The 22244-nt window shown below is 47.6% G+C and carries 19 protein-coding genes; 13 read left to right on the plus strand and 6 right to left on the minus strand.

Features of this window, described 5'->3' with window-relative positions:
- Positions 1-26 precede the first annotated feature (26 nt).
- Positions 27-1526 carry a phenylacetate--CoA ligase family protein gene (locus AC1S5B_RS18610; RefSeq protein WP_482037193.1) on the minus strand — a complete coding sequence of 500 codons (1500 nt, stop codon included), beginning with the start codon at positions 1524-1526 and terminating at the stop codon, positions 27-29.
- A gap of 7 nt (positions 1527-1533) precedes the next feature.
- On the minus strand, positions 1534-2136 hold the full coding sequence (locus AC1S5B_RS18615) for a class I SAM-dependent methyltransferase (protein WP_482037194.1): 603 nt from the start codon (positions 2134-2136) through the stop codon (positions 1534-1536).
- A 300-nt stretch (positions 2137-2436) separates the two neighbouring features.
- Between AC1S5B_RS18615 and AC1S5B_RS18620 the strand changes: the two genes are divergently transcribed.
- The gene (locus AC1S5B_RS18620) at positions 2437-3906 is read left to right on the plus strand and encodes a transglutaminase domain-containing protein (RefSeq protein WP_482037195.1); all 1470 of its coding nucleotides are present in this window, start codon (positions 2437-2439) and stop codon (positions 3904-3906) included.
- Positions 3907-4094: 188 nt separating this feature from the next.
- Positions 4095-4361: a hypothetical protein gene (locus AC1S5B_RS18625; protein WP_482037196.1), complete on the plus strand. Its 267-nt coding sequence runs from the start codon at positions 4095-4097 to the stop codon at positions 4359-4361.
- On the opposite strand, the gene AC1S5B_RS18630 is transcribed toward AC1S5B_RS18625, so the two are convergent.
- Positions 4344-4706, minus strand: a complete 363-nt coding sequence (locus AC1S5B_RS18630; protein WP_482037197.1) for an EVE domain-containing protein — start codon at positions 4704-4706, stop codon at positions 4344-4346. The two genes, AC1S5B_RS18625 and AC1S5B_RS18630, sit on opposite strands and share 18 nt — an antisense overlap.
- A 22-nt stretch (positions 4707-4728) precedes the next feature.
- Here AC1S5B_RS18630 and AC1S5B_RS18635 point away from each other — a divergent pair, with 22 nt between their 5' ends.
- The 3 genes from AC1S5B_RS18635 to AC1S5B_RS18645 all read left to right on the plus strand — a co-directional run bounded on the left by AC1S5B_RS18635 (position 4729) and on the right by AC1S5B_RS18645 (position 6564).
- Positions 4729-4875, plus strand: coding sequence for a hypothetical protein (locus AC1S5B_RS18635; protein ID WP_482037198.1), 147 nt, complete (start codon positions 4729-4731; stop codon positions 4873-4875).
- Between the two features lie 447 nt (positions 4876-5322).
- On the plus strand, positions 5323-5712 hold the full coding sequence (locus AC1S5B_RS18640; RefSeq protein ID WP_482037199.1) for a DUF4174 domain-containing protein: 390 nt from the start codon (positions 5323-5325) through the stop codon (positions 5710-5712).
- Between the two features lie 18 nt (positions 5713-5730).
- Positions 5731-6564, plus strand: a complete 834-nt coding sequence (locus AC1S5B_RS18645) for an aldo/keto reductase (protein ID WP_482037200.1) — start codon at positions 5731-5733, stop codon at positions 6562-6564.
- A gap of 61 nt (positions 6565-6625) precedes the next feature.
- Here AC1S5B_RS18645 and AC1S5B_RS18650 read toward each other — a convergent pair whose 3' ends face one another.
- Positions 6626-7639 carry a hypothetical protein gene (locus AC1S5B_RS18650; protein ID WP_482037201.1) on the minus strand — a complete coding sequence of 338 codons (1014 nt, stop codon included), beginning with the start codon at positions 7637-7639 and terminating at the stop codon, positions 6626-6628.
- Between the two features lie 255 nt (positions 7640-7894).
- On the opposite strand from AC1S5B_RS18650, the gene AC1S5B_RS18655 reads away from it, so the two are divergent.
- The 8 genes from AC1S5B_RS18655 to AC1S5B_RS18690 all read left to right on the plus strand — a co-directional run bounded on the left by AC1S5B_RS18655 (position 7895) and on the right by AC1S5B_RS18690 (position 18545).
- Positions 7895-9115 carry a saccharopine dehydrogenase family protein gene (locus AC1S5B_RS18655; RefSeq protein ID WP_482037202.1) on the plus strand — a complete coding sequence of 407 codons (1221 nt, stop codon included), beginning with the start codon at positions 7895-7897 and terminating at the stop codon, positions 9113-9115.
- A gap of 42 nt (positions 9116-9157) precedes the next feature.
- On the plus strand, positions 9158-9415 hold the full coding sequence (locus AC1S5B_RS18660) for a Precorrin-3B methylase (RefSeq protein WP_482037203.1): 258 nt from the start codon (positions 9158-9160) through the stop codon (positions 9413-9415).
- A gap of 21 nt (positions 9416-9436) precedes the next feature.
- On the plus strand, positions 9437-13312 hold the full coding sequence (locus tag AC1S5B_RS18665; protein ID WP_482037204.1) for a hypothetical protein: 3876 nt from the start codon (positions 9437-9439) through the stop codon (positions 13310-13312).
- A gap of 787 nt (positions 13313-14099) precedes the next feature.
- Positions 14100-14801, plus strand: coding sequence for an IS66 family transposase (locus tag AC1S5B_RS18670; protein WP_482037205.1), 702 nt, complete (start codon positions 14100-14102; stop codon positions 14799-14801).
- Between the two features lie 384 nt (positions 14802-15185).
- Positions 15186-16001, plus strand: a complete 816-nt coding sequence (locus AC1S5B_RS18675; protein ID WP_482037206.1) for a ParA family protein — start codon at positions 15186-15188, stop codon at positions 15999-16001.
- Positions 15988-16983, plus strand: coding sequence for a ParB/RepB/Spo0J family partition protein (locus AC1S5B_RS18680; protein WP_482037207.1), 996 nt, complete (start codon positions 15988-15990; stop codon positions 16981-16983). Before AC1S5B_RS18675 ends, AC1S5B_RS18680 begins: the two co-directional genes overlap by 14 nt.
- 158 nt (positions 16984-17141) lie before the next feature.
- A complete protein-coding gene (locus AC1S5B_RS18685) occupies positions 17142-17870 on the plus strand; it encodes a hypothetical protein (protein WP_482037208.1) in 729 nt (242 codons plus the stop codon).
- Positions 17871-17891: 21 nt separating this feature from the next.
- A complete protein-coding gene (locus AC1S5B_RS18690) occupies positions 17892-18545 on the plus strand; it encodes a hypothetical protein (protein ID WP_482037209.1) in 654 nt (217 codons plus the stop codon).
- Here the strand turns inward: AC1S5B_RS18690 and AC1S5B_RS18695 are convergent.
- Both AC1S5B_RS18695 and ggt read right to left on the minus strand, forming a co-directional pair.
- A complete protein-coding gene (locus tag AC1S5B_RS18695) occupies positions 18542-20278 on the minus strand; it encodes a ShlB/FhaC/HecB family hemolysin secretion/activation protein (RefSeq protein WP_482037210.1) in 1737 nt (578 codons plus the stop codon). The genes AC1S5B_RS18690 and AC1S5B_RS18695 overlap by 4 nt on opposite strands.
- Before the next feature lie 114 nt (positions 20279-20392).
- Positions 20393-22231, minus strand: a complete 1839-nt coding sequence (gene ggt / locus AC1S5B_RS18700) for a gamma-glutamyltransferase (protein WP_482037211.1) — start codon at positions 22229-22231, stop codon at positions 20393-20395.
- Positions 22232-22244: the final 13 nt, after the last annotated feature.

Raw genomic sequence — 22244 nt, forward strand, 5'->3', positions numbered from 1 at the left:
ATCGCCTGCTGGAAAACTGAAGCACTTTATGAGCGAGTGTAACGGTGTTTGACTCCAACCGGGAAATAATCGGGATCACCCGTTGGATGCAAAGTGAGATGAGGAATTTGGTACGCCTCTGGCACGTAGTTGGCAAATTCACTATTGAGTCGTCGCAGATGCTGGTGAATAGCAGTCGCGATCGCATCTTGCTTCTCTTCACTGCCTATAACACCAGGAGCTAACTCTACCGCAATGGCAAGAGTCTTATTTTGATCCACATCTTCCGTCACCTGCATAACAAATTTTCCAGTCACCCACTCACAAATGGGCGCTTGCTCCAATCCAACCGTGACATTTTCAGGATAGACATTAGCACCAAAGTAAGACATGGTGAAATGCGATCGCCCAAATACATAGACAAACGGCAACGGATAAACTCCCCGCCTGCCTTGCAGCGCTTTGATGGGATCAAATCCCCACTCTTGCAAAAATTGCAGCATTTGTGGATACGTGATCAAGCCGCCATTATCGGAGATGTGATAGTGAATTAAGGGAATGCCATTATCACCGGAAAATAACAGGGTGCCATCTTGAACTTCAAAAAAGCGACTTATCGGGTCATATTGCACCAGCGTCGGCAATCGGGATTCACCAAACAGGGCGCGAGCCGCATCGGGGTGATCTGCTAACCAACGACGAATACAAATGCTCAAGGGTGTTTCATTCCCCAGCACTCCCGCATCCGCTGTGCCGTAGAGCGAAGCCGAGTCGTAGCAGAAGTCTGTTGAGCCAAGCCGATTGCCTACGAGCGATCGCCATGCTTCACTAAATACTTCCCCTGCCATCACCAACTTCACCTGATAAGCTTGCCAATCAACACCCTGAGCTATGCCACTATCAATCACATCTTTCAAAAATGGAGGATAGCCCAGCAGTATCACCTGCTCAAACTGGGGAGCTAGAGCTTGAACAACCCGCAAGATTTCAGATTTATTGTTTCCAGGGGTAATCAGGGTCAGAGGATAGCCTTTGCTTGCCAGATGACGACAACAATTTGCGGTATACATCCCGCCGACCCAGGTTCCTAAGGCAAAACATACGATCGCCAAAGTCCGGCGTTGATCTGCTTGAAAGCTATCATGAAAAATTTGCTCAAAGCGGGTGGCAATTTGAAATTCATCGGTGAGCGATCGCGCCCAAAAACTGGGTTGTCCAGTAGAGCCAGAGGAAACGGCAATCATGTCGCAGTCTTCTAGTTGCCCCTGACGACACAACTGCGCCAACGGGTATTGCCGCAGGTAATTATCCTTCGTGGTCAGGGGAAGGCGCTGAAAATCTGCGATCGTTTGAATAGCAGCCGGATTAATGCCTTGAGTGTGCAGAAATGATCCATAGGCAGGAACCGTTGCAACCGTTTGATAGAACAAGTTCAGAACCGATTTTTCCCAGTCCGCTTGACTGTGCGGTTGCAATTTGGCTGCAAGCGGCGTGGTCAAAAAAGCCTGGAATGCTTCAAGAATGTGCTGCGATCGAGGGTGGTGCATCGTCAAATCACCGCTTTTCTAGAATGCAAAAGAGTGCTTTAGGGAGCGGGTCGAGGGTGCCGTGATAAACGGTTTGGGCAACAGATCGCAGATGAAATCGCTCTGTAAATATTTGCCGAATCTCGTCAGGAGTAAACCGATAAGGACCTTGTTCTCCTGGTTGCTGGGTACTGAAACATTTCAACAACAGGTAACGCTTGGGTTTTAATAGGTTCGCAACCGTCTGAACGTAATCTCCTCTACGCTCCGGTGGCAGAACATGAAAGCACCCTCTGTCTAAAATCAGGTCAAACGAGCGATCCAGATGACTGTTAAGAATGTCATCTTGGCGGAACGATATTTCTAGTCCTTTCTCTGCTGCTTTCGCCTCTGCCTGACGAATGGCTGTTTCTGACAAATCGGTCGCAATTACCTGGAAGCCTCGCTCAGCTAACGCGATCGCCTGGGTTCCAGGTCCGGTTCCCAAATCCAGTAGGGTGCCACTGTTCAGATCAAGGACAATGAGAGCTTCCTCAACATCCGGATCTAAGTCTGGGTTGAACCAGGGCATGGTTTCAACGGATTTCTCCTGATAAAGCGCTTCCCAGTTTGGAAATTCTCGTGCCGTCATTGTTACTCTGTTAAAGATTTACAGCATCCGTTCATTTTAGCGATGAACATCCTCATACTAAAGGGTAAGACTAGCAGTCGCATCGAAAGCTGCTTGACTGAAAAGGTAGGATTTAGAGCTTGAACAGCCCAGAATTGGTGTAAGTGTTCATTTATCGAGTTTGCCCCAAGGATGCGTTGAATCAGAAAGCGATCGCCCAGTCAGTGTATCTATTTGAAGTTTCCCCTCCAACCAAACCTTAAACTTTCAGCTCATACGATTGGGCACCCTTAAGTCAGGTAAGCGATTCTTTTTGATCTTATGCGTTTCCTCCTCCTTGACCTCCCCATTCTGCGGCTCAAAGGACTGCTAACCCTGTTGGGTTTCCTCACTCCTGTCCTGGGTGTGTGGTTAGCATCTTCCCTGGTGGCGTATACAAATGGTCCAACCTGGTTGGCAGTCATCTCCGGCATTCTCCTGTTTCCCCTGCTGCCGATCGCCTGGGATTTATGGGGCAGCAAACGTCGCCAACGAAAGCCGCCCGTTTTAACCTGGGGCGATCGCTTGGTCTTGCGAACTCTCCTGCTCAACCTGATTTTCCTGGCTTGCCTGCTGGCATTGCGCCCCCAAACTTCATTTCTGGCGCTTTCAACACGGGGCGATTGGATGCTCGATGGCAGGCAGGGAAATCAGATTGAACTGGTACGGCGATCGCTATTCAAACTGGCGAACGGGCTAGAGTGGCTGTATCTGGCAGTGCATCAGAATCCCTACCAGCAGTACGCTGACACTAGAGAGATTCGCCCTACTCCCCACCCTGAAGTTCAACCGTCTCTACAGCCCACACCAAGCAGTCAAGCTTCTCCACAACCACAGCCCACACCCCAACCTGCTGCAAAGACTGCTGCAACCCATCGGGCAAATCTATGGTCAGTTGATGCGAGTATTCATCCTGCGGTTGCTCAAATGCCACCGGATGTTGAAACCAGTATCGCAGCGGTTGCCCAATACCTCGCTCAACAGGAAAAAGATCCGTTCCTACGGGTGAAAGCATTACACGATTATGTTGCCGATCGCATTGCCTATGATGCTCCGGCTTTCTTCGGACAAGTTCCTCGTCCACCCCAGGATGCGGAAACCATCTTTCGCACCCGCAAAGCGGTCTGTGCTGGATATGCCAAGTTGTTAGAAGCTTTGGGGCAGGCGATCGGGGAAGAGATTGTGTATGTGGTCGGTGATTCTCGCAGTCAGATCAGCGACCTCAATGGTGGTAGCCATGCCTGGAATGCAGCGAAGATTGAGGGAAATTGGTACTTGATCGACGCGACCTGGGACAGTGGCTACGTGAATGCCTCCGGTTTCACGAAAAAATATGGCACTAGCTACCTGTTTCCACCGCCAGAAGTCATGATTGTCAGCCATTTCCCCGATGATGCCGCTTGGCAGCTTCTATCCCAACCTATAACTCGTGGTGATTTCCTGCGGCAACCGATGCTGCGTCCCAACTTCTTTGCTCAGGGGTTGAAATTAATTTCACCGACCCGATCGCAAACGGACATTCGGAACAACGCGATGATTCAACTAGAAAATCCTGGGCAGCGCTGGTTGATGGCAAGTTATGGAGCCAAAGGGAGTGGGCAATCCCAACACTGCGCCCAGCAGACGAGTCAACAGCCTCAGTTGTCCTGTGCTTTACCTGGTACGGGAACTTATGAGGTGCAATTATTTAGCGGCGATCAGCAGTATGGACAATATGAGTACGTTGGACAACTGGAATTTAACAAGGGGTAGCGATCGCTCCGTTGATCTACAACAGGAGTACTTTTTAGAGAAGTCATGGAGATTTTTGCTCTTGTGTTGATGTAGAAGTGAGGCAATTTCTAACTATTGACGCTGCTGCTTCTACCGCTCAACAGAACTCAGTCAGGAACTTACTTCGTTAGACTTGTTACAAAGGTTAACAAAGAGAGATTTCTGTCATGGGTTCAAATTTATTAGAGGCGACGAACACCTATTGGCGCAAGTTGAGCCAACTGGATGCGGCTTATCAACGGGGAGAAGTATCCCTTGAAGAAGTCGATGCTCAAGTAAAGGTGCTGATGGCAGAACTGGGGCAAGCTCGCCAAGAATCTTTCAGATATTTCTTGAACGGACTGCGGAACACCTGGCATGAGCAGCAGGAGTTGTTTTTGGGGGTGTCCCTTCTGGGTGTTTTGGCGTATACCTGGTTAGTAGTGCCGTTGTAGCAACGCTTCAACTCTTTGCCATTGTTCCTGGGTCACTTCAAAATTTGTACTCCGGGGAGTCCAAAGCACTTGCAACTTTCGCAAAACTGGGTCGTGTTGGAGACAAGACTTTAGCAGAGGTGCATCCAGAAGTTTTTGAGTGAACTCGACCGGAGCATAAAACCTGCCGATCGCTCGCATGGGTGTTGTCCAATAGGCGAGATCTGGTGGACGATCCAGGAATTGGGGTGGTTCAAGCACACGAGCGATCTCATAAATTCCCGCTTGCTTTCCGGCAATCCAAATCAGGATTTGGTCGTCCACTGTAATGTCATCGTTGTACCGCGTGACGAGCCAGTAGAGCATCCTCTGGGTTGCCTTTGGCGCAATGGCTCAGGTGGTCTGGCTCCAGTGGTGGCTGATTCCGATTCGGTTGAGGCTATGGTTACCGCTGGAGATCGCCTGTCTTCCCTGGTTTCTGGCATCAGGAATCGTGCAGCAGAATATTGGCGTTGGCAAACGCATCCTTTGGTGACTGGGACAAAGTGTCATTCTGATCGGTGGCTTCGTGCTGACCTTAACTTCCTGCCCCAGTTGAGCTTCACGTTCCTGCTCCTACCTCTATTTCCACCGCTAATGGGAATTCTGTCTCTGGTTGCAGGTTTGTTGAATCGAGCATGGGTGTATGCGATCAGTTCTGCTCTATTTTTCGGTTGGTTACTGGCAGCAGGTTTTCCCTTGTCCGCTTAACCCGTGAACCGCGAAATTCCCTCTTGGGAATCAGCCTCTTTTGCAAAGATTTGGCTACAGTAAGGAAGTCGGTTCTATCTGAGCAATGTGGTTTCTAGCGGTTTTTGTTCTTCTGCCCCTTTTGCAAGGCTGTGTCTACAGTTAGCCTCCCATCTCAATGAGTGATTCACCTGTCCCTGCTTGTTCTGGACTCTCAACAACCAGTGTTGATTCAACTTCTGGTCGTTTGCAGATGGTTGAATTCAAATTGAGTGACTACCAATGGCAGCATCGGACTGTGCTGATCTTCGCGCCTTCAAAGCGTATACCTGCTTACCAACAACAAGTACAAATGTGGCAAGCGGAGCGAGCTGGTGTAGGAGATCGCGACCTCAAGTTGGTGGAAGTGTTGGGAACAGGAGAGAGTCGAGTTGATGGGAAATTCCTTAGCCCAGCATCAGCGGACAGGCTCAGGCGACAATTTGGAGTTCCTGTTGAAGAGTTTGCGGTGATTTTAATTGGCAAAGACGGGACAGAGAAACAACGGAGTCGAACTCCTATTGATCTGGTTGATCTGGCAATGTTATTTCGCACAATTGATACAATGCCGATGCGCCAGCAAGAAATGCGCTCTCGACAGTAGCCTAAAAGGATTACACTCATGCGATCGCTGCAACTACACTCTGGACAAACCGTTCCTGTGCTTGGCATGGGCACCTGGAGAATGGGCGAGAATTCCAGCAATCGACAGACTGAAATTAATGCCTTGCGTCACGGCTTGGATCTGGGACTCTCTTTGATTGATACTGCCGAAATGTATGGAGAAGGTGGAGCCGAAGAGGTGATTGCCCCGGCGATCGCTAATCGCCGTTCTGAAGTCTTTTTGGTCAGCAAAGTCTATCCGCATAACGCCTCTAAAAAAGGAGCAATTGCTGCCTGTGAGCGCAGTCTCAAACGACTGCAAACTGACTATCTAGATCTGTACCTGCTGCATTGGCGTGGTTCTGTACCGTTGTCAGAGACATTGGACACTTTTCAGACCCTTCGGCAGGCGGGAAAAATCCGCAGCTATGGGGTGAGTAATTTTGATACTGAAGATATGCAGGAAGCAATCCATTTGAAGGGTGGGAACACGATTGCCACAAATCAGGTACTCTACAACCTGATGCGACGGGGAATTGAGTTGAACTTGTTACCCTGGTGTCGGCAGCAAGAGATTCCCATCATGGCGTACTCCCCCATTGAGCAAGGACAGTTGCTCAACAACCAGACCTTGAAAACGATCGCTCAAGGTCGTGGAGTGACAGCAGCGCAAGTGGCAATCGCCTGGTTATTGCATCAAGAAAACGTAATCGTAATTCCCAAGTCCAGCCGCATTGAGCATGTAGAGCAAAACCGCGCTGCCTTGGATGTGAGATTGAGTCCTGAAGAACTAGCGACTCTGGATGCTACCTTTCCACCGCCCACTCAACCTGTCCCCCTGGAAATGTTGTAATTTCTTGAGTGAATGATGACGCACAGGGTCTCGGATAGACCTTAAGTTGTGTACGGATTGACTAATATTGTTCTAATAAAATTACATCCCATATTTTTTCTCTTGCAGTACCTTGTGTCTGACCTCTAAAATGGCGGGATACATCCACCAGAAAATCTTTAGCTATTGCTTTTCCGAGACGGCGTTCCGCGTAGGCTAGTCCACAAATAAATGCAAACCGGGCAGTTATCTCCAAAGACTCAATAAATGCAGTGCTAATCCGACTATCATCTTGCCCGTATGCTAGAAAAATGCTGTCCCGATAATTAGCTTTGCCACGATAGCGAAAGGCGCAATGTAGAAAATTAATCTCAGGCAACTTCCTCTTTAGTCGCTCATTTCGAGCTTGCTGAGCATCTTTGGTTCGGAAGCTATCAACCCTGAGATCGCGCTTCAACTGGAGTTTGATATGATCTACTTCCCAAGCGGCTGTTCCATTAAGGTAAGCGAGTAGCATTCCTTGAGACTGTGAGCGTTTCTGAATGAATGTTTGTTCTAACTTCTCTGATGCTACGTTAGGATAGCACGGCAATGTAGGCTCGTAGTTCTCGTTGTTTTTGTACATTGCCACCACATTGAAAGGATGGGGCAATTTCGGACGGATATTAGTGCCAAAAAGACATTTTTGCAAGCCGGTATGCGTCTCAGGCGGTATATTGCCTGATGCCGCTACAATACTGCGGAGGGCATTGTATGTAGCGTAATACCAAGTGACGATAGCGGTGGGAAATATCCAGGGGCGACAGGGCTGACATTCGACCATTGAAATTAGGGTCACGCTAAAGGTGAGCGCGTGAAATAGAGAGCCAAAGACTGGAGCTAATGAAGCCTTTCGATCTAAGCGTGCAATGCTCGAAAAGTGTGAACGGCATCGTATGAATTGATCGAGCGGTTCTGTGCCATGCTCTTGTTCAACTTCATGAGCTAGGGCTTGCATCCAGTTGAGAGTACTAGGTAGTGAAAATTCTGGCTTCCAAGCCTTGTTTGTCGCCTGACTATCCTGCCTAATTTGCTCGTATAGCCATTGAGGTTGCACAATTAGATTCTCTTTACTTATGAATTTGCTGCTAATACGTTATTCTGACAGATTGGCAATTGCTTAAATCTAGAGCTATGACAGCTTGTTCATATCAACACAAAACAGATTTACAAAACAGCTCCGCTCTCCACATCCCGCTACTGACTCACTTTTCGCCGCATTAAACATAAATCTCTGTTCCCAAGTGGAAGAGGAAGCGACAACTCAGTTAAAGTTGCCAATAATGTAGTTGTTGTTAGGAGTGATTTTGTCATGTCCGATCACCCCTATGATATTGTCCTCTACGGTGCCAGTGGTTTCGTTGGCAAGCAGACGGTGCAATATTTTGCTAACCATGCTGCTCCTGAATTAGTGCGATGGGCGATCGCGGGACGAAATCGCCAGAGGTTAGAGGCTGTTCGAGATGAGGTTGGCATAACCGTAGATGTGCTGGTTGCCGACAGCCAAGATCAACAGGCGATCAATGCGATCGTTTCTCAAGCACGAGTAATCCTCAACACGGCTGGACCCTTTGCCCTCTATGCCAATGCCCTAGTCGATGCTTGTGTTCGGCTCAGAACTCATTATGTCGATATCAGTGGAGAAACGCTCTGGGTCAAAACCTTGATCGATCGCTATCATGCTCAAGCTGCTACCGATGGCACGCGCATTATTCCCTGTTGTGGCTTCGATTCGGTTCCATCGGATCTTGGGACTTACCTGGTCGTTCGTTACCTGCAACGAGAATTGGGTGTGCCCTGTCAGCAGGTGAATGCCTATTTTCAAGCATTTGGTAGATTTAACGGTGGCACTCTGGCATCGGCGTTCAATCTTTACGATTCTCCAGACGCAACTCAGATGAATGAACCATTCCTGCTGAATCCCTCGACCGCTCATTCTCATGCCGAAGCTGAGCGCGATCGTGACCCACAAGCCCCCTCCTTTGCTGCCGACCTCAACACCTGGGTTGCTCCCTTTTTCATGGGAGTTGTCAATACTCGCATCGTCCGTCGTAGTAGTGCTTTGTACCAGGAGTGGCAGGAACCCTATGGAGCCGACTTCACTTATCAAGAGTATCTCAAGTTTGACCCACCCCTGGCATGGTTGAAGGCAATCGGTGTGACTGCCGGACTGGGACTGTTCATGGGAGTTCTACAACAATCCCAAGTGCGCGGACTGCTGCAACCCTTCCTACCCCAACCTGGCGAAGGTCCCTCTGAACAAACGATGAACGAGGGGTGGTTCTCCTGTGAACTGGTGGGTACCGCTGTCGATGGGCGCAAGGTGCGCGGAATCATTCGAGATCAGGGCGACCCTGGCAATCGAGCAACGGTCAAATTTATCTGTGAATCGGCATTGAGTCTGGCACTACAAATCGATGAACTAACCGGTGGACAGGCGAGAGGAGGCATCCTCACACCAGCCACCGGGTTAGGAGATGTGCTGGCAGAACGATTACGTCGAGCTGGGATGACCGTGAGTATGAACCTGTAATTCTGTGGGCTAGGATTGGAAACAGGACAGTTAGATTAAACGATGGCAAAGCAGGAAAAACCCCTGGTGGAAGATGCACTGGTCAAAGAGGTTTGTCGGCGGATTCGTCTTGCCCGCAGCTATTGGGATGCTCATAACAACGCTGTCTGTCGAGGAGAGCGAGAACGCGCCCTAGCCCTTTACAACACTTTGACACAGGAGCAAATTCCACAACAGCTAAGGGTGTGGCTACGCTATCGCAGTGAAAAATACTTTGGCGTACACCGCACGCCACCTAGATCGAAACGCAAATTGAAATAGTTCCATCCTCCAAACAATTGCATGATTTTTGATGTCTCTTCCTCCCAAATTGAAGCCTTAGATAGCAAGCAGCTTGTTGAATTGCTGAAAAAGTTGCTGTATGCGGAAGCCCAGTGTTTTGGCATCTCTTTACGCGGAGTTTCAGTTCCTCTTCAGATCACTGTTCCAGATGGAGGAGAGGATGCAAGAGTTTCATGGGTAGGGGGATTTGAGCAAACAAATTATTTACCCTCCAGATTTTGTATATTTCAGTCAAAAGCGACCGATCCAAACAAAGCAGGGTGGAAAAAAGAAGTTTGGACAAAGAGTAGTCAAAAGAACGGACACACACGGACGTTGAACGAAGCAGTAACAAAGGCGATTGCTGAAAGTGGATCTTACATTGGCTTTACCTCTGCTGTATTGATTGGTTCCAAGTGTGACGAACGAATTGAAGGCATTAAACAGGGAATTCGGGAGGCTGGGGCTGATCCTGATCAATTGAAAGCCGTTGAGATTTATGATGCGAACAAAATCGCAGGTTGGGCATCTAGATATCCTGCGATCGCAGTGTGGCTCAATGAAAAGCAGTCTGACCTGACCTTTAGAGGCTTTCGAACCATTGAGAGATTGGGCAAAAAGTCTGATATCCTGACAGTCCCACAGGTTGAGGATAAAGCAAACCGATTCCTGATTGTAGGGAAGAATAATAGCAGGCAAGCAAACAACGATTCCGCTGGTGAAAACTCGCTAACATTTGCGAAAGTAAAAGAGCGAATTTCGGATTATCTGGCTGACTCTAAAACATCCGTTAGAATTCTCGGTTCATCTGGTGTGGGCAAAACTCGGTTTGTGTATGAGATCTTCAGAGATGAAACCACTACGTCAAGGATAACGCTTGCAACGTCCATCATCTGTTGTGATTTTAGGGATGTTGGTCGTCAGATTTTTCAGATCGCTCAAAGTTTTTCGGAGGCTGGCAGTTCGGCGCTCATGATCGTGGATGAATGTCCACGCGAGACCGCTATTAAACTTTGCGAAATCGTCACAACTGAAGGAAGCAACCTCAGAATATTAACCATTGGCAATGACAATCAGCCAATTGAGAAAAATAATTGCCTCAATATTTCCGTTGCTCCTGCTGATGACGCTCTGATAGATGGAATTATTCAGCAGCGATACCCAAAAGCTGACTACTCAGATCTCCGGTTTATTAGAGAGTTAAGTGGAGGCTACCCACGTATTGCAGTTCTCGCAACAAATAATTACTCAGAAGGCGCACATATTCTAAAATCCGTTGAAGATGTTGTGGAACGCATCCTCGTAGGGTGTGGCATCGATCGAGTCGAACAGGTTCGAGCCATTGAGTGTCTTGCTTTATTCAAGCAGCTAGGCGCAGATGAAAATTGCAGTGGTGAGCTTGACTTTGTTGCCCAGAGTTTAGCTAGACAAACTGGTGATGAGATGTATGAGCATTTAGCCCATGCAGCAAAACAGCATCTTGTCGATTATCGGGGTTGCTATTTTGCAGTACAACCTTTACCTATAGCAGCGTTTCTTGGTGCAAGAAGATTAGATTTATTGCGTGTCAAGACCGTTCTGAACCTCATAGAAAGCGCACCTTCGACATTACGTGCATCTTTCTTAAGCCAATTCCGTTACTTTGATGGTTCAAAAACAGCCTTTACAGTTACTCAGCGGCTTCTGGCGCGAGATGGGTTGTGCGGCTCACTGGAAAAGCTAAAGACACAGATTGGTTCAGAATGCCTCGCTGCCATCGTGCATATTGACCCTGATGGCGTGGCTGAAAGAATTAGGTATACCTATGGAGAGCTATCCACAGATGAACTGAAGGAAGTAGTCACGGGAAAATGGAATCTTGTGCAAGTTCTAGAAATCCTTGTTTTTCGGAAGAACTCATTTCATGTAGCAGCATCACTATTGATGCAATTGGCTGCGATCGAGCATGGAACTTACATGTCCGACGCATCTGAGCGCTTTAAGCAGCTTTTTCAGCTACAGCTTAGTGGAACTGAAGCTGAACCCTCTGATAGGTTTGCTATCCTTGACCAGGGTTTATCGTCTGGCGATGAGAAGATCATCTTAGTTTGTATTGAAGCATTAGAAAGAACGTTAAAGCCAGATTACTTTGTTTGGGATAGAGGCGCTGAATTAATAGGAAACCGACCTCCTCTTAAAGCCTGGAGTCCAAAAATCTGGGAAGAAATTTTTGATTTTTACAAGCATGGTCTTCAACGACTCGCAAGTGTTCGTGTTAACCACAGAAAATTTGCAGCTAGGTGTGAGAAGATTATTGCCTCTCACATTCGATCTCTACTTTTAGAAAACTTATTTGGCGATGTCGAAAGTATTGTCAAGAAAATTGTAAAAGAGAAGGGGATTTGGCTTGAGGCGATCGAGGGAATTGGTGATTGGCTTTATTTTGACAAAAAAAAAGCACCGGAGAACTTTTCACAGAAGGTTAGGCAGCTTTATGATGATCTTATACCAACTGATCTAATCGAACGAGCACTTCTTTACACTAAATTTTGGACAGCAGATATTCGTGACCCTGATCTGAGCTATGACAGAGACGATAGAGCCAGTCAAGATTTCGAGTACTCGTCTAGAAAAGCCAAGGAAATTGCTGCTGAAATTGCAAAAGACAAGCAGCTTTCATATCGTGCCATTCAAATAATGGTTAGAGAAGATCTCAACAACGTGTTCCCCTTTACCGAGGAACTGGCAACGAAGTTAGAAGATCCAGTTGAGGCTTTTCAAATTGCAGTCACAGAGTTTGAGAAATCTGCTGAGAAGAAGGGATTACATTTTCTTCGCGGGTTACTTGCTGGTATTGATAAAAGAGCCTCTGAATCTACATCTAAATGCATTCAGATTGCTCTTGAATCTAATACTCTCAAGAATCAGATGGTAAATATATACACTGCTGTTAACATCTCTGTTGATAGGTTAGACGAAATTATTCAAAGCGTAAGACAAGGAAGCATTCCTGCGGCAGTATGTGCATATTTTTCATACGGTAGGGGATTAGACCATCTCCAAGTTAAGGACATTCTTCCCTTGGTTCACGAGTTAGCTAACAATCATGGCTCAGAAGGTATATGGGTATCTCTCGAAATTATTCTTATGTACCAGCATGATCGGGAGACTCTTGACGAGCAACTTGCCAATCAAATACGACAACTGATTACATCGCAAGAGCTTCTTGAAAGTACGAAAACGGGTGTAAGAGATGGACATTTGTTTGAGCAACTTGTTCTACTCGTTCAAAAACATTATGGTGTTGATGATCAGTTTGCCCTTGAACTCAGTAGTCAAATTGTAAGGCTTTGCCAAGTTAAGGACTACCACGTCTTCTCTACATTAGATAGTTATTGCCGAAATATTATCCAGTTATTAGTTCAAGAGAAACCAAAGTTGTTGTGGAAAACGTTATCGCGTTTCTTTGAGATTGCGACTCCATCAGAAACTCATTATTTAAAGGCTCTTGTCGGATCATTAGAAAACACTTTTGATGGAGAATCCCATAACAAAGAAGGAACACTATTCAGCATTTCTGAAGCGGAATTTGTAGACTGGGCTAAAGCTAGTCCAGAACTTCGATCGCCATTCCTATGCATTTTCTATCCCGTAATTGAGGTAGATGAAGAGAGAAATAGCCGATGGCATCCAGCTTTAGAAAGGCTCAGTCATCATTTTGGAGCAGTTGAAGAATTTCGACATTCTCTAGAACAAAGACTCTATCCCAGTACATGGTCAGGCTCTATAGTCCCGTCTCTTGAAGCATATTTAGCTCCTTTGCAAACATGGTTTAGTCATCCAGTGCCCGAAATGTCTTTTTGGGCAAGAGATATCTACCGTTCGCTAGAAAGGGAAATATCTAGAGAACGAAACTGAGTCCCTCAGAAATTTCCCGAGATCGCTCCTTCAGCTAGGGTTCCAAACGGATACTCGTGCCTTGCATTTCCGTAGCGCTACTCCGTTTGCGTGTATCCATAACCGAACATCCTACATTTCAATCACTGAAGTTTAGACTAATGGCAGGGGAAATAGCCCAAGCCCCATAAGGATTGAGTGGTGCGAAAAAAATCAAGGAAGTCAGAGCTTAAGCGGATTTTTTGGCAGTCCCTTTGGGTTTGGTGAAACGTTTTTTGACCGTGGGATAGCGAATGCGACGCGCACGAGGATGACCTGGAGTCCAACCAGGAGACTTTCCACGAGGTTTGAGAGGGGTTCAGGTGAACCAATCGCGGCTAAAACTGCTGCAAAGGCGTTAGCAGTCCGACCGGGTGAGCGGTCAGCGGCGGATTTTTGCCAGGGGAGCGGGGAATCTGGCACTTCTGGTCGAGCTAACCAAAGTTGCCAGGTGAGCAGGGATGCGCTCTACCACTTTGAAGACGCAGTTCACAAGCTGGTCTTCAAATGGCTGAATCGGCGGAGTCAACGACGTAGCTTTCGATGGGAGAGCTTTCTACGCTATCTGGCGTGGCATCCTCTCCCCAGACCTGGTTGTTTCGTGTCGCTCTATTAGAGCGGGTGAATGGCTCAATGAAGAGGCTTGTGCGGGAAAACCGCAGGCAGGCTTCTGTGAGGGGGAGGTTTCCAACGATGCAAGGCTAAATCGTGTGACACTCTCGTATTCCGAAAGGTGAGAGCAACGGGGAATACAAAGCAAGCCTAAACATTGGAGGAAACCTCTCTACTTGACCCCTATTTTGTCCATCCCAAACGAGGTCAAGCTGCCATGGATGAAATGAACATTTTGCCCCAATTTGAGGGAAAAGCAGTGCATGATAACTGGGTGAGCTATAGCCGCTACCAGGGCTGTACTCACTTCTTGTGTGATGCCCATCATCTGCGGGAGTTGACCTTTATCTTCGAGCGATATGGGCAACCCTGGGCGTTTCAGATGATTCTGCTGCTTTGCACCATTAAGCACCAGGTCGATGGGGCGAAAGCCGCTGGGCAAACTGCCCTTGCCCCAGATTGGGTCTTAGAATTTGAGCAACGCTATCAGGCGGTGATAGCGCAAGGACTCGCTGCCAATCCGCCGCTACCGCCGCCGCCCGAAAAACGACGCGGACGAGTCAAACAATCGCTGCCCCGCAATTTGCTCCATCGCCTGTCTCACCAGCCAGCAGCCGTGCTTGGCTTTATGCATGATTTCACTGTTCCGTTTGATAACAATCAAGCCGAGCGGGACTTACGCATGATGAAATTGAAGCAGAAAATCTCCGGTAGCTTTCGCTCGATTGACGGTGCGAGGATGTTCTGCCGCATTCGCGGCTACTTGTCTACACTCAGAAAACAAGGGATTCCCGTTCTCGATGCGTTGGTAGATTTATTGATGGGCAATCCCGTGTTTCCTGTTCTCTCACCTGAGTAGTTACTCTTTTCTTATTTACTGCGTTGCTCATTACTAAGTCTTTATGTCGTGGGCTTGCCGATATACTCTACAAGCCAAACGACGAAAATAATTGCGGAAAGTGCAAGCAGTAAAGTTTTTTCTGAGAATTCATCCTATCTCTTGCATTGTTTCGTTGTTAATTTTGCTTTGCAAAACGTCGTTATTGGTCTACTTACCCATCTAACTACCTGAATGTGAATGATTTTTGTTTTTGATAGTACTAGAAACCTTAAATTCACAGTCAAATAGTAAACTTCTCGCGTTTACGAGCTAAAATCTTTGCAGATTGAAGAGTGGAGTCTAGAAAAAGCAGTTTAGGAAAAACGTTTTTCCTAAACCGATCGCAACAGACAAAAAGGCAGTATGGCAGAAAATATCAATCTACCTGTGGTTTGGGTTGGAGCAAATGCAGGTGGTGTAGGCAAGACTACACTGGTAATCAATTTGGGGTACGAGTTGGCTCAACGAGGGTTCAAGGTTCTGGCTATTGATCTAGACACTAATGAGTCCATGATGCAGTTTAGCGGTTTGAGGTCTGACATTCCTCCACAGAAAACGACAGCCGCAATATTTCACTCATCTTTCTTAGGGCAATATCCATTCTTCTTGCCAGAGTGGGGGAGTCCGAATGGAATGCTTGAGCTGTGCTTAGGGGGTCCGATTATGGCTGATGCGGAAAAGGAATTATCTAGCAGACCGCGACGTGAGTATCTGTTGGCTGACATTCTTCAAGACTACCCACTCCAACATGATTTGATCCTGCTTGATAGTTCAGCCTCATTAGGGTTGTTGAGCGAAATAGCCTATGCAGCATCCACTTATGTCCTTATCTCTTCAGAGGTTTCGCCGAAGGGTTTTAAGGGAGCAGATTCAATGTTGACATGGCTACGGGAACGCAATCGATTGTTAAGGCTATCTCCACAACCAAAAATTTTAGGCTTTGTCCCTAATCAATACGATGATAGTGAAGCAATGCAGCGGGGATTAATCGAGAGTTTACCAAAAGCATTGGCGCGGCAAAATGTTAATTGCTATCAACCAATTCGATACTCATCTGAGTTCAAAAATGCTAGTCGTCAGGGAGTACCACTGAAAAAGTATCGTCCTGGGCATAAAGCATGGAAGGATTTAATCAAAATCGCTGATGACCTGGAGGGTTTAGTTCGTGGCAAAGAATAGATATGAAGCTGACGACTTTTTTGCGTCCAGTTCAGTAAATGCTTCTCTAGAGACAGAGTTGGAAGAAGCCAAGCAGCAACTAGAGCGCTTGTCGCAAGAAAACAGTCAGCTAGTGAATCGGTTGAATCAATCAGGGGTTACCTCTTCAAGATTAGAGGTGGCGATCGCAGATATTCGTCGCAGCCCTGACCAAGTGCGGACATGGTTTGACCCCAACAAGCTCCAAAAACTTGCTGATGCGATTGGGAGGTTTGGGTTTAAGGGCACCCTGTTACTAGGCACTCAAGATGACGATGGGAAGTTTCCATTAATCTATGGGGAGCGACGGTTGAGGGCAGCAGAGCTTTTAGGCTGGTCTCACGTTCCAGGAGAAGTTGTAGATGTTGATCCTCAGACTGCCAAACTACTTACATTTACCGAGAACACTCTGCGAGAAGATTTAAATCCTTTTGAGGAGACGGTTGGCATGATTGAGCTGATCGCTTCACAGCTAGAGTTTTCATTCGATGAAGTTGTAAGCACTCTTTATCAAATGAAGAATGCTTATGAAGGTAAGGCAGTAAATCCTTACAACGCAGAGCAGATTGAGCGGTTGATTGAAGAGTATCTACCGAAGTTGAGTTGGTTGTCCTTTGTTACTACCCGTCTCAAGCTATTAAAGTTACCACCTGATGTTCAAGAAGTTTTGAAGGCAGGGCAATTAGAATATACCAAGGCGCTAGCAATTTCTCGTGTTGCAGAATCGCAGCAGGGAGATATTTTGGCAGCAGCGATCGCAGGCAAATTATCGTTATCTGAGATCAACGCCAAGATTAAAGGGTTAAACGGTGCGGCTCAAACCACCGCTAACAAAGCGACGAAACTTGTTAAACCGATTCAGCGAATCAAAACAGAAGGACTTTCCCATGAAGATTTGGTTGCGCTTCAAGATGCTCTGAAGCAAAAGCTTAAAGCGGTCAATGCAGCATTGCAAAAGGAGTAGTAAAGGTAAGCGACATCAGGGAGAATTTCAGTTAAACCTTTTGCCTTTCGATTAAATCCTTCGGAAACACAGGGACAAGTTGCCGATGCTGCCAGTTTGGTCAAACCTGGCTGGTATTCGTGTTACTTTAATTTAAGACTGTTTGTAACACGAATACCATGCCGCCAATAAACGACTTGCAAAGTCAGTTGTCGTCTTTAGAAACGGAGTTGGAGTCCATCAAGGGAGTCGGGGATTATCTCGTCGGAGTCCGAATTGAGCGATCGCCTGCGGGCGGATCAGCCTCCATTGCAGCAAAGGAAACCTGTAAATATGCAAGGCTACGAGCGGGCAGAGGGAAACTCCTTCCAAATGGGAAAAAGAGCCTTTACATTCCGGTTGAGAAAATCGCCCACTATCAGGCAGCGTGTGATCGCGGCAAGCAGGTGCAGCAGCTTGAAAGCCAAATTGAATACATCAAAATGCAACTCTGGAAAATTGAACAGTCCCAGTATCGTCGTTGGGATGACAAGAGTCGCAAGGGTCGCAATATTCGCAAGCCGAGTCCATCCATTTCCAATTCACTGGGAGAGGTGTTTGAGGTCGAGCCGCCGTCGCTCCCGATTGCGACTGCCGCCATTCTCGTCTTATATCGCCAATCTCCTAACGCCCCAGTTCATGCAGTGGCAGCCGAAGTTTGGCAAGGCAATCAAAAAATAGCCGAAGTCAAGCCTGTACACTGCATGGGAATGAGAGCCGATAAAGTAGCCGACTACATTAAACAACTACTAACATCCCTGAATCAGCAGTTTGCAGTCACTAAGTTTGAGGATGTGGTGAAGGAAGTTCCAGTTCAGCATTGCCCTGTTATTCCCTGTCCGTTGAAGCTTACAGTCCCGGTACAATGAAGCAATTCCTCCGTTGAGTCGATGCCAGTAGAACAGATAGAATCGGATTTAGAGTTGGCGATGCAACAGGCGATCGCTGATCCGAGTTCTGCCAATTTACATCAACTCCTAGGTAGGCTAGAGCAAGCGCTGATTGATTTACCCCAAGAATCTCAGTTACAAGTTGCAGGTACTATCCTGGCTCAACTCGTTGATATTTATGCCTCCCGTGCCAATTGTTTGCTAGCAGAATGGGAGGATAAGTACAATCCTGCCCAAGGTGAGCCAATTCTGACGGCTGAGTTGCTGCATGAAGTCCTGCGGCAAACTATGACGTTGAATCTGGATGAAGTTCTAGAAGATGCTCCATCATGGCAAGAGAATCCTTCGCCATCAGATTCCGTTGTAGGTGCCGTTGATCAGAGCAACCTGCTAGAGTTTTTAGCCCAAATGGAGCAAGAACAAGCTAAGCAAGACGCGCTTGCCGTTGCCCATGATGAAGATATTTCTGCCTGGATAGGGAAAATCTCGCAATGGATGAACGAGCATCAGAACAAGGACGTTTCCCTGTTTGAACTCCAGCGATCGCTCCAGATGCCGTTTATCGAAATTTGGTTGGCACTGCTGCTCGGAGGATACGTGATTGAACAACGGGGCGACTTTTACCAGACTGAAGGCGTTTGGGTGAAGGCTTAAAAAGCCCAAAAATATTTGAGCGAGGCATTCAATCCACTTTCCTGCAATGTGTCTCCAATCCGAGGAACCTTGATTAAGGGCACCCCGTAGCTGAGATTGACCATCCAGTTTCCCCACGTCCACTGCACACCTAGCCCCAAAGATGCCAGAGTATTACGGTCAAATCCAATGTTTCGGTTACTCCATACATACCCCACATCGAAGAATGGAACTAGCTGCAATTCCATCGTTTGGGTTGAAACAACGGGGAAATGAAGCTCTATTGACCCCACAGCACCGTTATCGCCCAATCGGGCATCTTGTCGATAGCCTCTGACAGTGGAAGACCCTCCAATGCTAAATTGCTCCAAGGGAACTAACGGGCGATCTGCAAACTGAAGATCAGAGCGAAGCAACAGGTAGGGACGTGGACCCAACCGCTGCAAGAATGCTACCTGCCCTCGCCAAACGAAGAAGCGGCTGTCTGGTGGAGAAGAATTCGTTGTTGCACCCAGGACATCTAGCCCAAAACTAAACTGCGATCGCAGCAGTAAAACCTGACGATTGCTCCGCTGAGTATATTCCTGAAATACTCGTAGCGCTGAGATTCGCGTCTTGCCACTGTCATCCGCTCCAGCAGAAAGGGGAAAGTCTACGCCTAAAAGTGAGGTGTCGCTCTCCAAACGAGCAGCCGTAATGCCGATCGCAAACTCTTTGAATGACTGAGCCGTGGCAGTTCTGATAATGGGTTGGCGGAAGGTTAATTCATAAATACGTGAATTTCCTTGAATGTTAAACTCATCAAACGGCTCCTCAATCACCCGGCTGAAAAGGGTGCTGTATCGAAAAGAAACGGTTGCATTACGCGGGCTGACCGGAATGGTGTAGTCAAGATCCACTTCACTGCTGCCATTGGTATTAGCATAGCCAACTTGCAATTCATCTCCTAGTCCTAGCAAATTTGCTTGCGTTAGCTGAACCCGCCGCTCAAGCGTCCCAACCGTCGGAGAACGCCGATTATTAAGTTCCGCTATGGCTCTAAACGTTGGGGCAGGTTCCACGGTGATGGTCAGAACATTCAAACCTGGCTGGCTACCAGATTCCAACTTTCCAGAAATCGACAGAATGAGTGGATCTAACTGAAGCTGCCGCAAGGCTTCGAGTAGTTTCTTCTCATTCAAGATTGGATTAGCGGCGTTCTCCAATCTGGGTCTAATGTATTTCGCCAAACGGTGCGAAGCCGTTCCCCCATTGGGGTAATCGCTGTCCGTAATATCAATGCGCTCTAGTTTGCCTTCAACAATCTGGATGGTCACCACACTACCTTGAATCTGAACCGCCTCATTTCCTTCAATTGGGATAAAGGCGGCAGATGTAATATATCCCCGATCAACATAAAGTTGGGTGATGGCAGAGCGAACCTTGAATAACTCAGAGAAGGTGATTCGCCTACCCCTAAAGGGAGCGGTGATGGCATCAAGATCTTGATCGCTCACTATCGTGTTGCCCTGGTACTCAAATCGAGCAACTTCAATAGTGTCTTGAGATTCTAGTGGCTCTGATGGTAAGAGTAGCTGGGGCGATTGATCGAGAGGAGGGGATCGCAGAGTAGGTCGCGGCAGATCTGGTGTTGGAATCGGTCTGGGTAGAACAGGAGATGGCAGTTGGGGTGTCACATTGGGAACTTGAGCGTTAGCGGGAACGCCTGCTGGTAATAAGCCAAGGATGAGAACAGCGAAAAGATAACGATTCAAAACTGACTGAAACTCAGGAACTTTCAGTATTTTTTAAGGCAAAATGGCACCTAAAAAATATATCTATAGAAGTAATTTCGTACTTTCACCAAAGAGAAATTAACAACCGTAGGATTAATATCCTGCTGCCTGCCCTGCAGATTTTCGAGGGTCGTTCACCCCGTGAAAGGTCGATTCTTGATCAATCAAAATTGATTCGGCAGCTCCCCAGTTTGGGATAGGAACAACCCGATAGCCTTTTTCCCATAGCGATTGCACAACGGCTGGCTCAAGGGCAAAGGGTTCGGTCACCACCACATTGGGAAGTCCCTGGTAATGAATGCGGGGTGTAGCAACGGACTGTTCTACCGTCATGCCAGAGTCCACTACATTGCTCACAACCTGTAGGATCGTCGTGGAAATTGTAGGCCCCCCAGGGCTACCTGTCACAATCTGGGGCTTCCCGTCTTTAATCACCAGGGTAGGAGCCATGGAACTGAGCGGACGTTTGCCAGGAGCGATCGCGTTTGCGTTTCCTTGAACAAGCCCAAACTGATTGGCAGACCCTGGTTGCGTGGCAAAGTCATCCATCTCATTATTGAGGAAAAATCCGGTCTTGCCCGCAATCACCTCCGCCCCAAACAGAGAATTAATCGTGTAAGTGACTGAAACGACATTTCCAAACCGATCAACCACTGAATAATGTGTGGTGTGTTCCCCTTCAGAGTCAGCGTACAGTTGCTTGGGAGACGTTGCTTTATCGGGTTGAATTTGTTGCCGAACTTGAGCGGCATATTTGGGAGAAAGTAGCCTGTCAACCGGGTTCTGAACAAACTCTGGATCTCCAAGATATTTGTTGCGGTCAGCGTAAGCAAATAGCATGGTTGAAAGAAACCAATGCACACTCTCAGTAGATCGAAAATCCTTTGGCTTCAGTGAATAGCCATTCAGAGTCGTTAGCATCTGGCAGACGGTCACTCCGCCCCCTGGCAGTGGAGTAGTTAGAACCGTGTAGCCTCGATACTGACAGCGCAACGGTTTTGATTCAGAAACAGAGTAAGACTGAAAATCTTGCAGCGTCAGAATTCCCCCATGAGCGTTGCTTTCTCGCACCACTTCTGCCGCAATAGAGCCGCCGTAAAATGCCTGCGGTCCCTGTTGGGATATTAGCTTCAACGTCTGTGCCAGGTCAGTTTGTACCAGGCGATCGCCCACTTCAAAAGGCTTGCCATTTTTCAAGAAGATCGCTGCAACATTGGGTTGCCCTGAGAACTTGCGAGTATTCTTTTTCAGAATGTCAACATCGCCTGCTTGTAAAACGAATCCATTCTCAGCAAGTTTAATCGCAGGAGCCATCACCTGCTGCCGGGTCATGGTTCCATAGGTTGTTAGCGCCTGATCCAATCCTGCAACCGACCCCGGCACCCCGATTGCCAGATAGCCTTTTCTAGAGAGATCGGACTGCACCTGACCTTTCTCGTTCACATACATCTGGGAACGCGATCGCAAAGGCGCTTTCTCGCGGAAGTTAATCACCGTCTCTTTGCCATTCGCTTGACGGATCAGCATGAAGCCGCCACCGCCCAGGTTGCCGCAGCAGGGGTAGGTTACCGCCAGAGCATAGCCGATCGCGACAGCGGCATCTACCGCATTTCCGCCTGATTTAAGGATGTCTACCCCAACAGATGAGGCTTCCTGTTGCTCGGTTACGACCATTCCACGCTTGCCTGTTACCTCACGAGTGGAGTATTTCTGATCCTGGCAGGCTGGCGACTGCTGACAGAAAAGCCAGCTTCCGACTTGATAGACATGGGTTAGGGGACGATAGACACTTCGACCCATCAGCATATCGGCACCAATGCCCAGAGTCAGTAATAAGACGGCTCCTCCACACAGTCGAAGGCACCGTTTCCATGAACGTTTCCGTTGCTTTGGCGAGTGATTTTCGGGTTCTCTCTGTCGAAGGTTAGACATGAGTTGTCGCTTG

Source organism: Leptolyngbya sp. CALU 1928, assembly GCF_056784215.1.

What these genes read in the sequence shown, in the direction of transcription:
- AC1S5B_RS18610 (WP_482037193.1), bottom strand. Translation starts at nt 1,526, where the DNA reads ATGCACCACCCTCGATCGCAGCACATTCTTGAAGCATTCCAGGCTTTT.
- AC1S5B_RS18615 (WP_482037194.1), bottom strand. Translation starts at nt 2,136, where the DNA reads ATGACGGCACGAGAATTTCCAAACTGGGAAGCGCTTTATCAGGAGAAA.
- AC1S5B_RS18620 (WP_482037195.1), top strand. Translation starts at nt 2,437, where the DNA reads ATGCGTTTCCTCCTCCTTGACCTCCCCATTCTGCGGCTCAAAGGACTG.
- AC1S5B_RS18625 (WP_482037196.1), top strand. Translation starts at nt 4,095, where the DNA reads ATGGGTTCAAATTTATTAGAGGCGACGAACACCTATTGGCGCAAGTTG.
- AC1S5B_RS18630 (WP_482037197.1), bottom strand. Translation starts at nt 4,706, where the DNA reads ATGCTCTACTGGCTCGTCACGCGGTACAACGATGACATTACAGTGGAC.
- AC1S5B_RS18635 (WP_482037198.1), top strand. Translation starts at nt 4,729, where the DNA reads ATGGCTCAGGTGGTCTGGCTCCAGTGGTGGCTGATTCCGATTCGGTTG.
- AC1S5B_RS18640 (WP_482037199.1), top strand. Translation starts at nt 5,323, where the DNA reads ATGGTTGAATTCAAATTGAGTGACTACCAATGGCAGCATCGGACTGTG.
- AC1S5B_RS18645 (WP_482037200.1), top strand. Translation starts at nt 5,731, where the DNA reads ATGCGATCGCTGCAACTACACTCTGGACAAACCGTTCCTGTGCTTGGC.
- AC1S5B_RS18655 (WP_482037202.1), top strand. Translation starts at nt 7,895, where the DNA reads ATGTCCGATCACCCCTATGATATTGTCCTCTACGGTGCCAGTGGTTTC.
- AC1S5B_RS18660 (WP_482037203.1), top strand. Translation starts at nt 9,158, where the DNA reads ATGGCAAAGCAGGAAAAACCCCTGGTGGAAGATGCACTGGTCAAAGAG.
- AC1S5B_RS18665 (WP_482037204.1), top strand. Translation starts at nt 9,437, where the DNA reads ATGATTTTTGATGTCTCTTCCTCCCAAATTGAAGCCTTAGATAGCAAG.
- AC1S5B_RS18675 (WP_482037206.1), top strand. Translation starts at nt 15,186, where the DNA reads ATGGCAGAAAATATCAATCTACCTGTGGTTTGGGTTGGAGCAAATGCA.
- AC1S5B_RS18685 (WP_482037208.1), top strand. Translation starts at nt 17,142, where the DNA reads ATGCCGCCAATAAACGACTTGCAAAGTCAGTTGTCGTCTTTAGAAACG.
- AC1S5B_RS18690 (WP_482037209.1), top strand. Translation starts at nt 17,892, where the DNA reads ATGCCAGTAGAACAGATAGAATCGGATTTAGAGTTGGCGATGCAACAG.
- ggt (WP_482037211.1), bottom strand. Translation starts at nt 22,231, where the DNA reads ATGTCTAACCTTCGACAGAGAGAACCCGAAAATCACTCGCCAAAGCAA.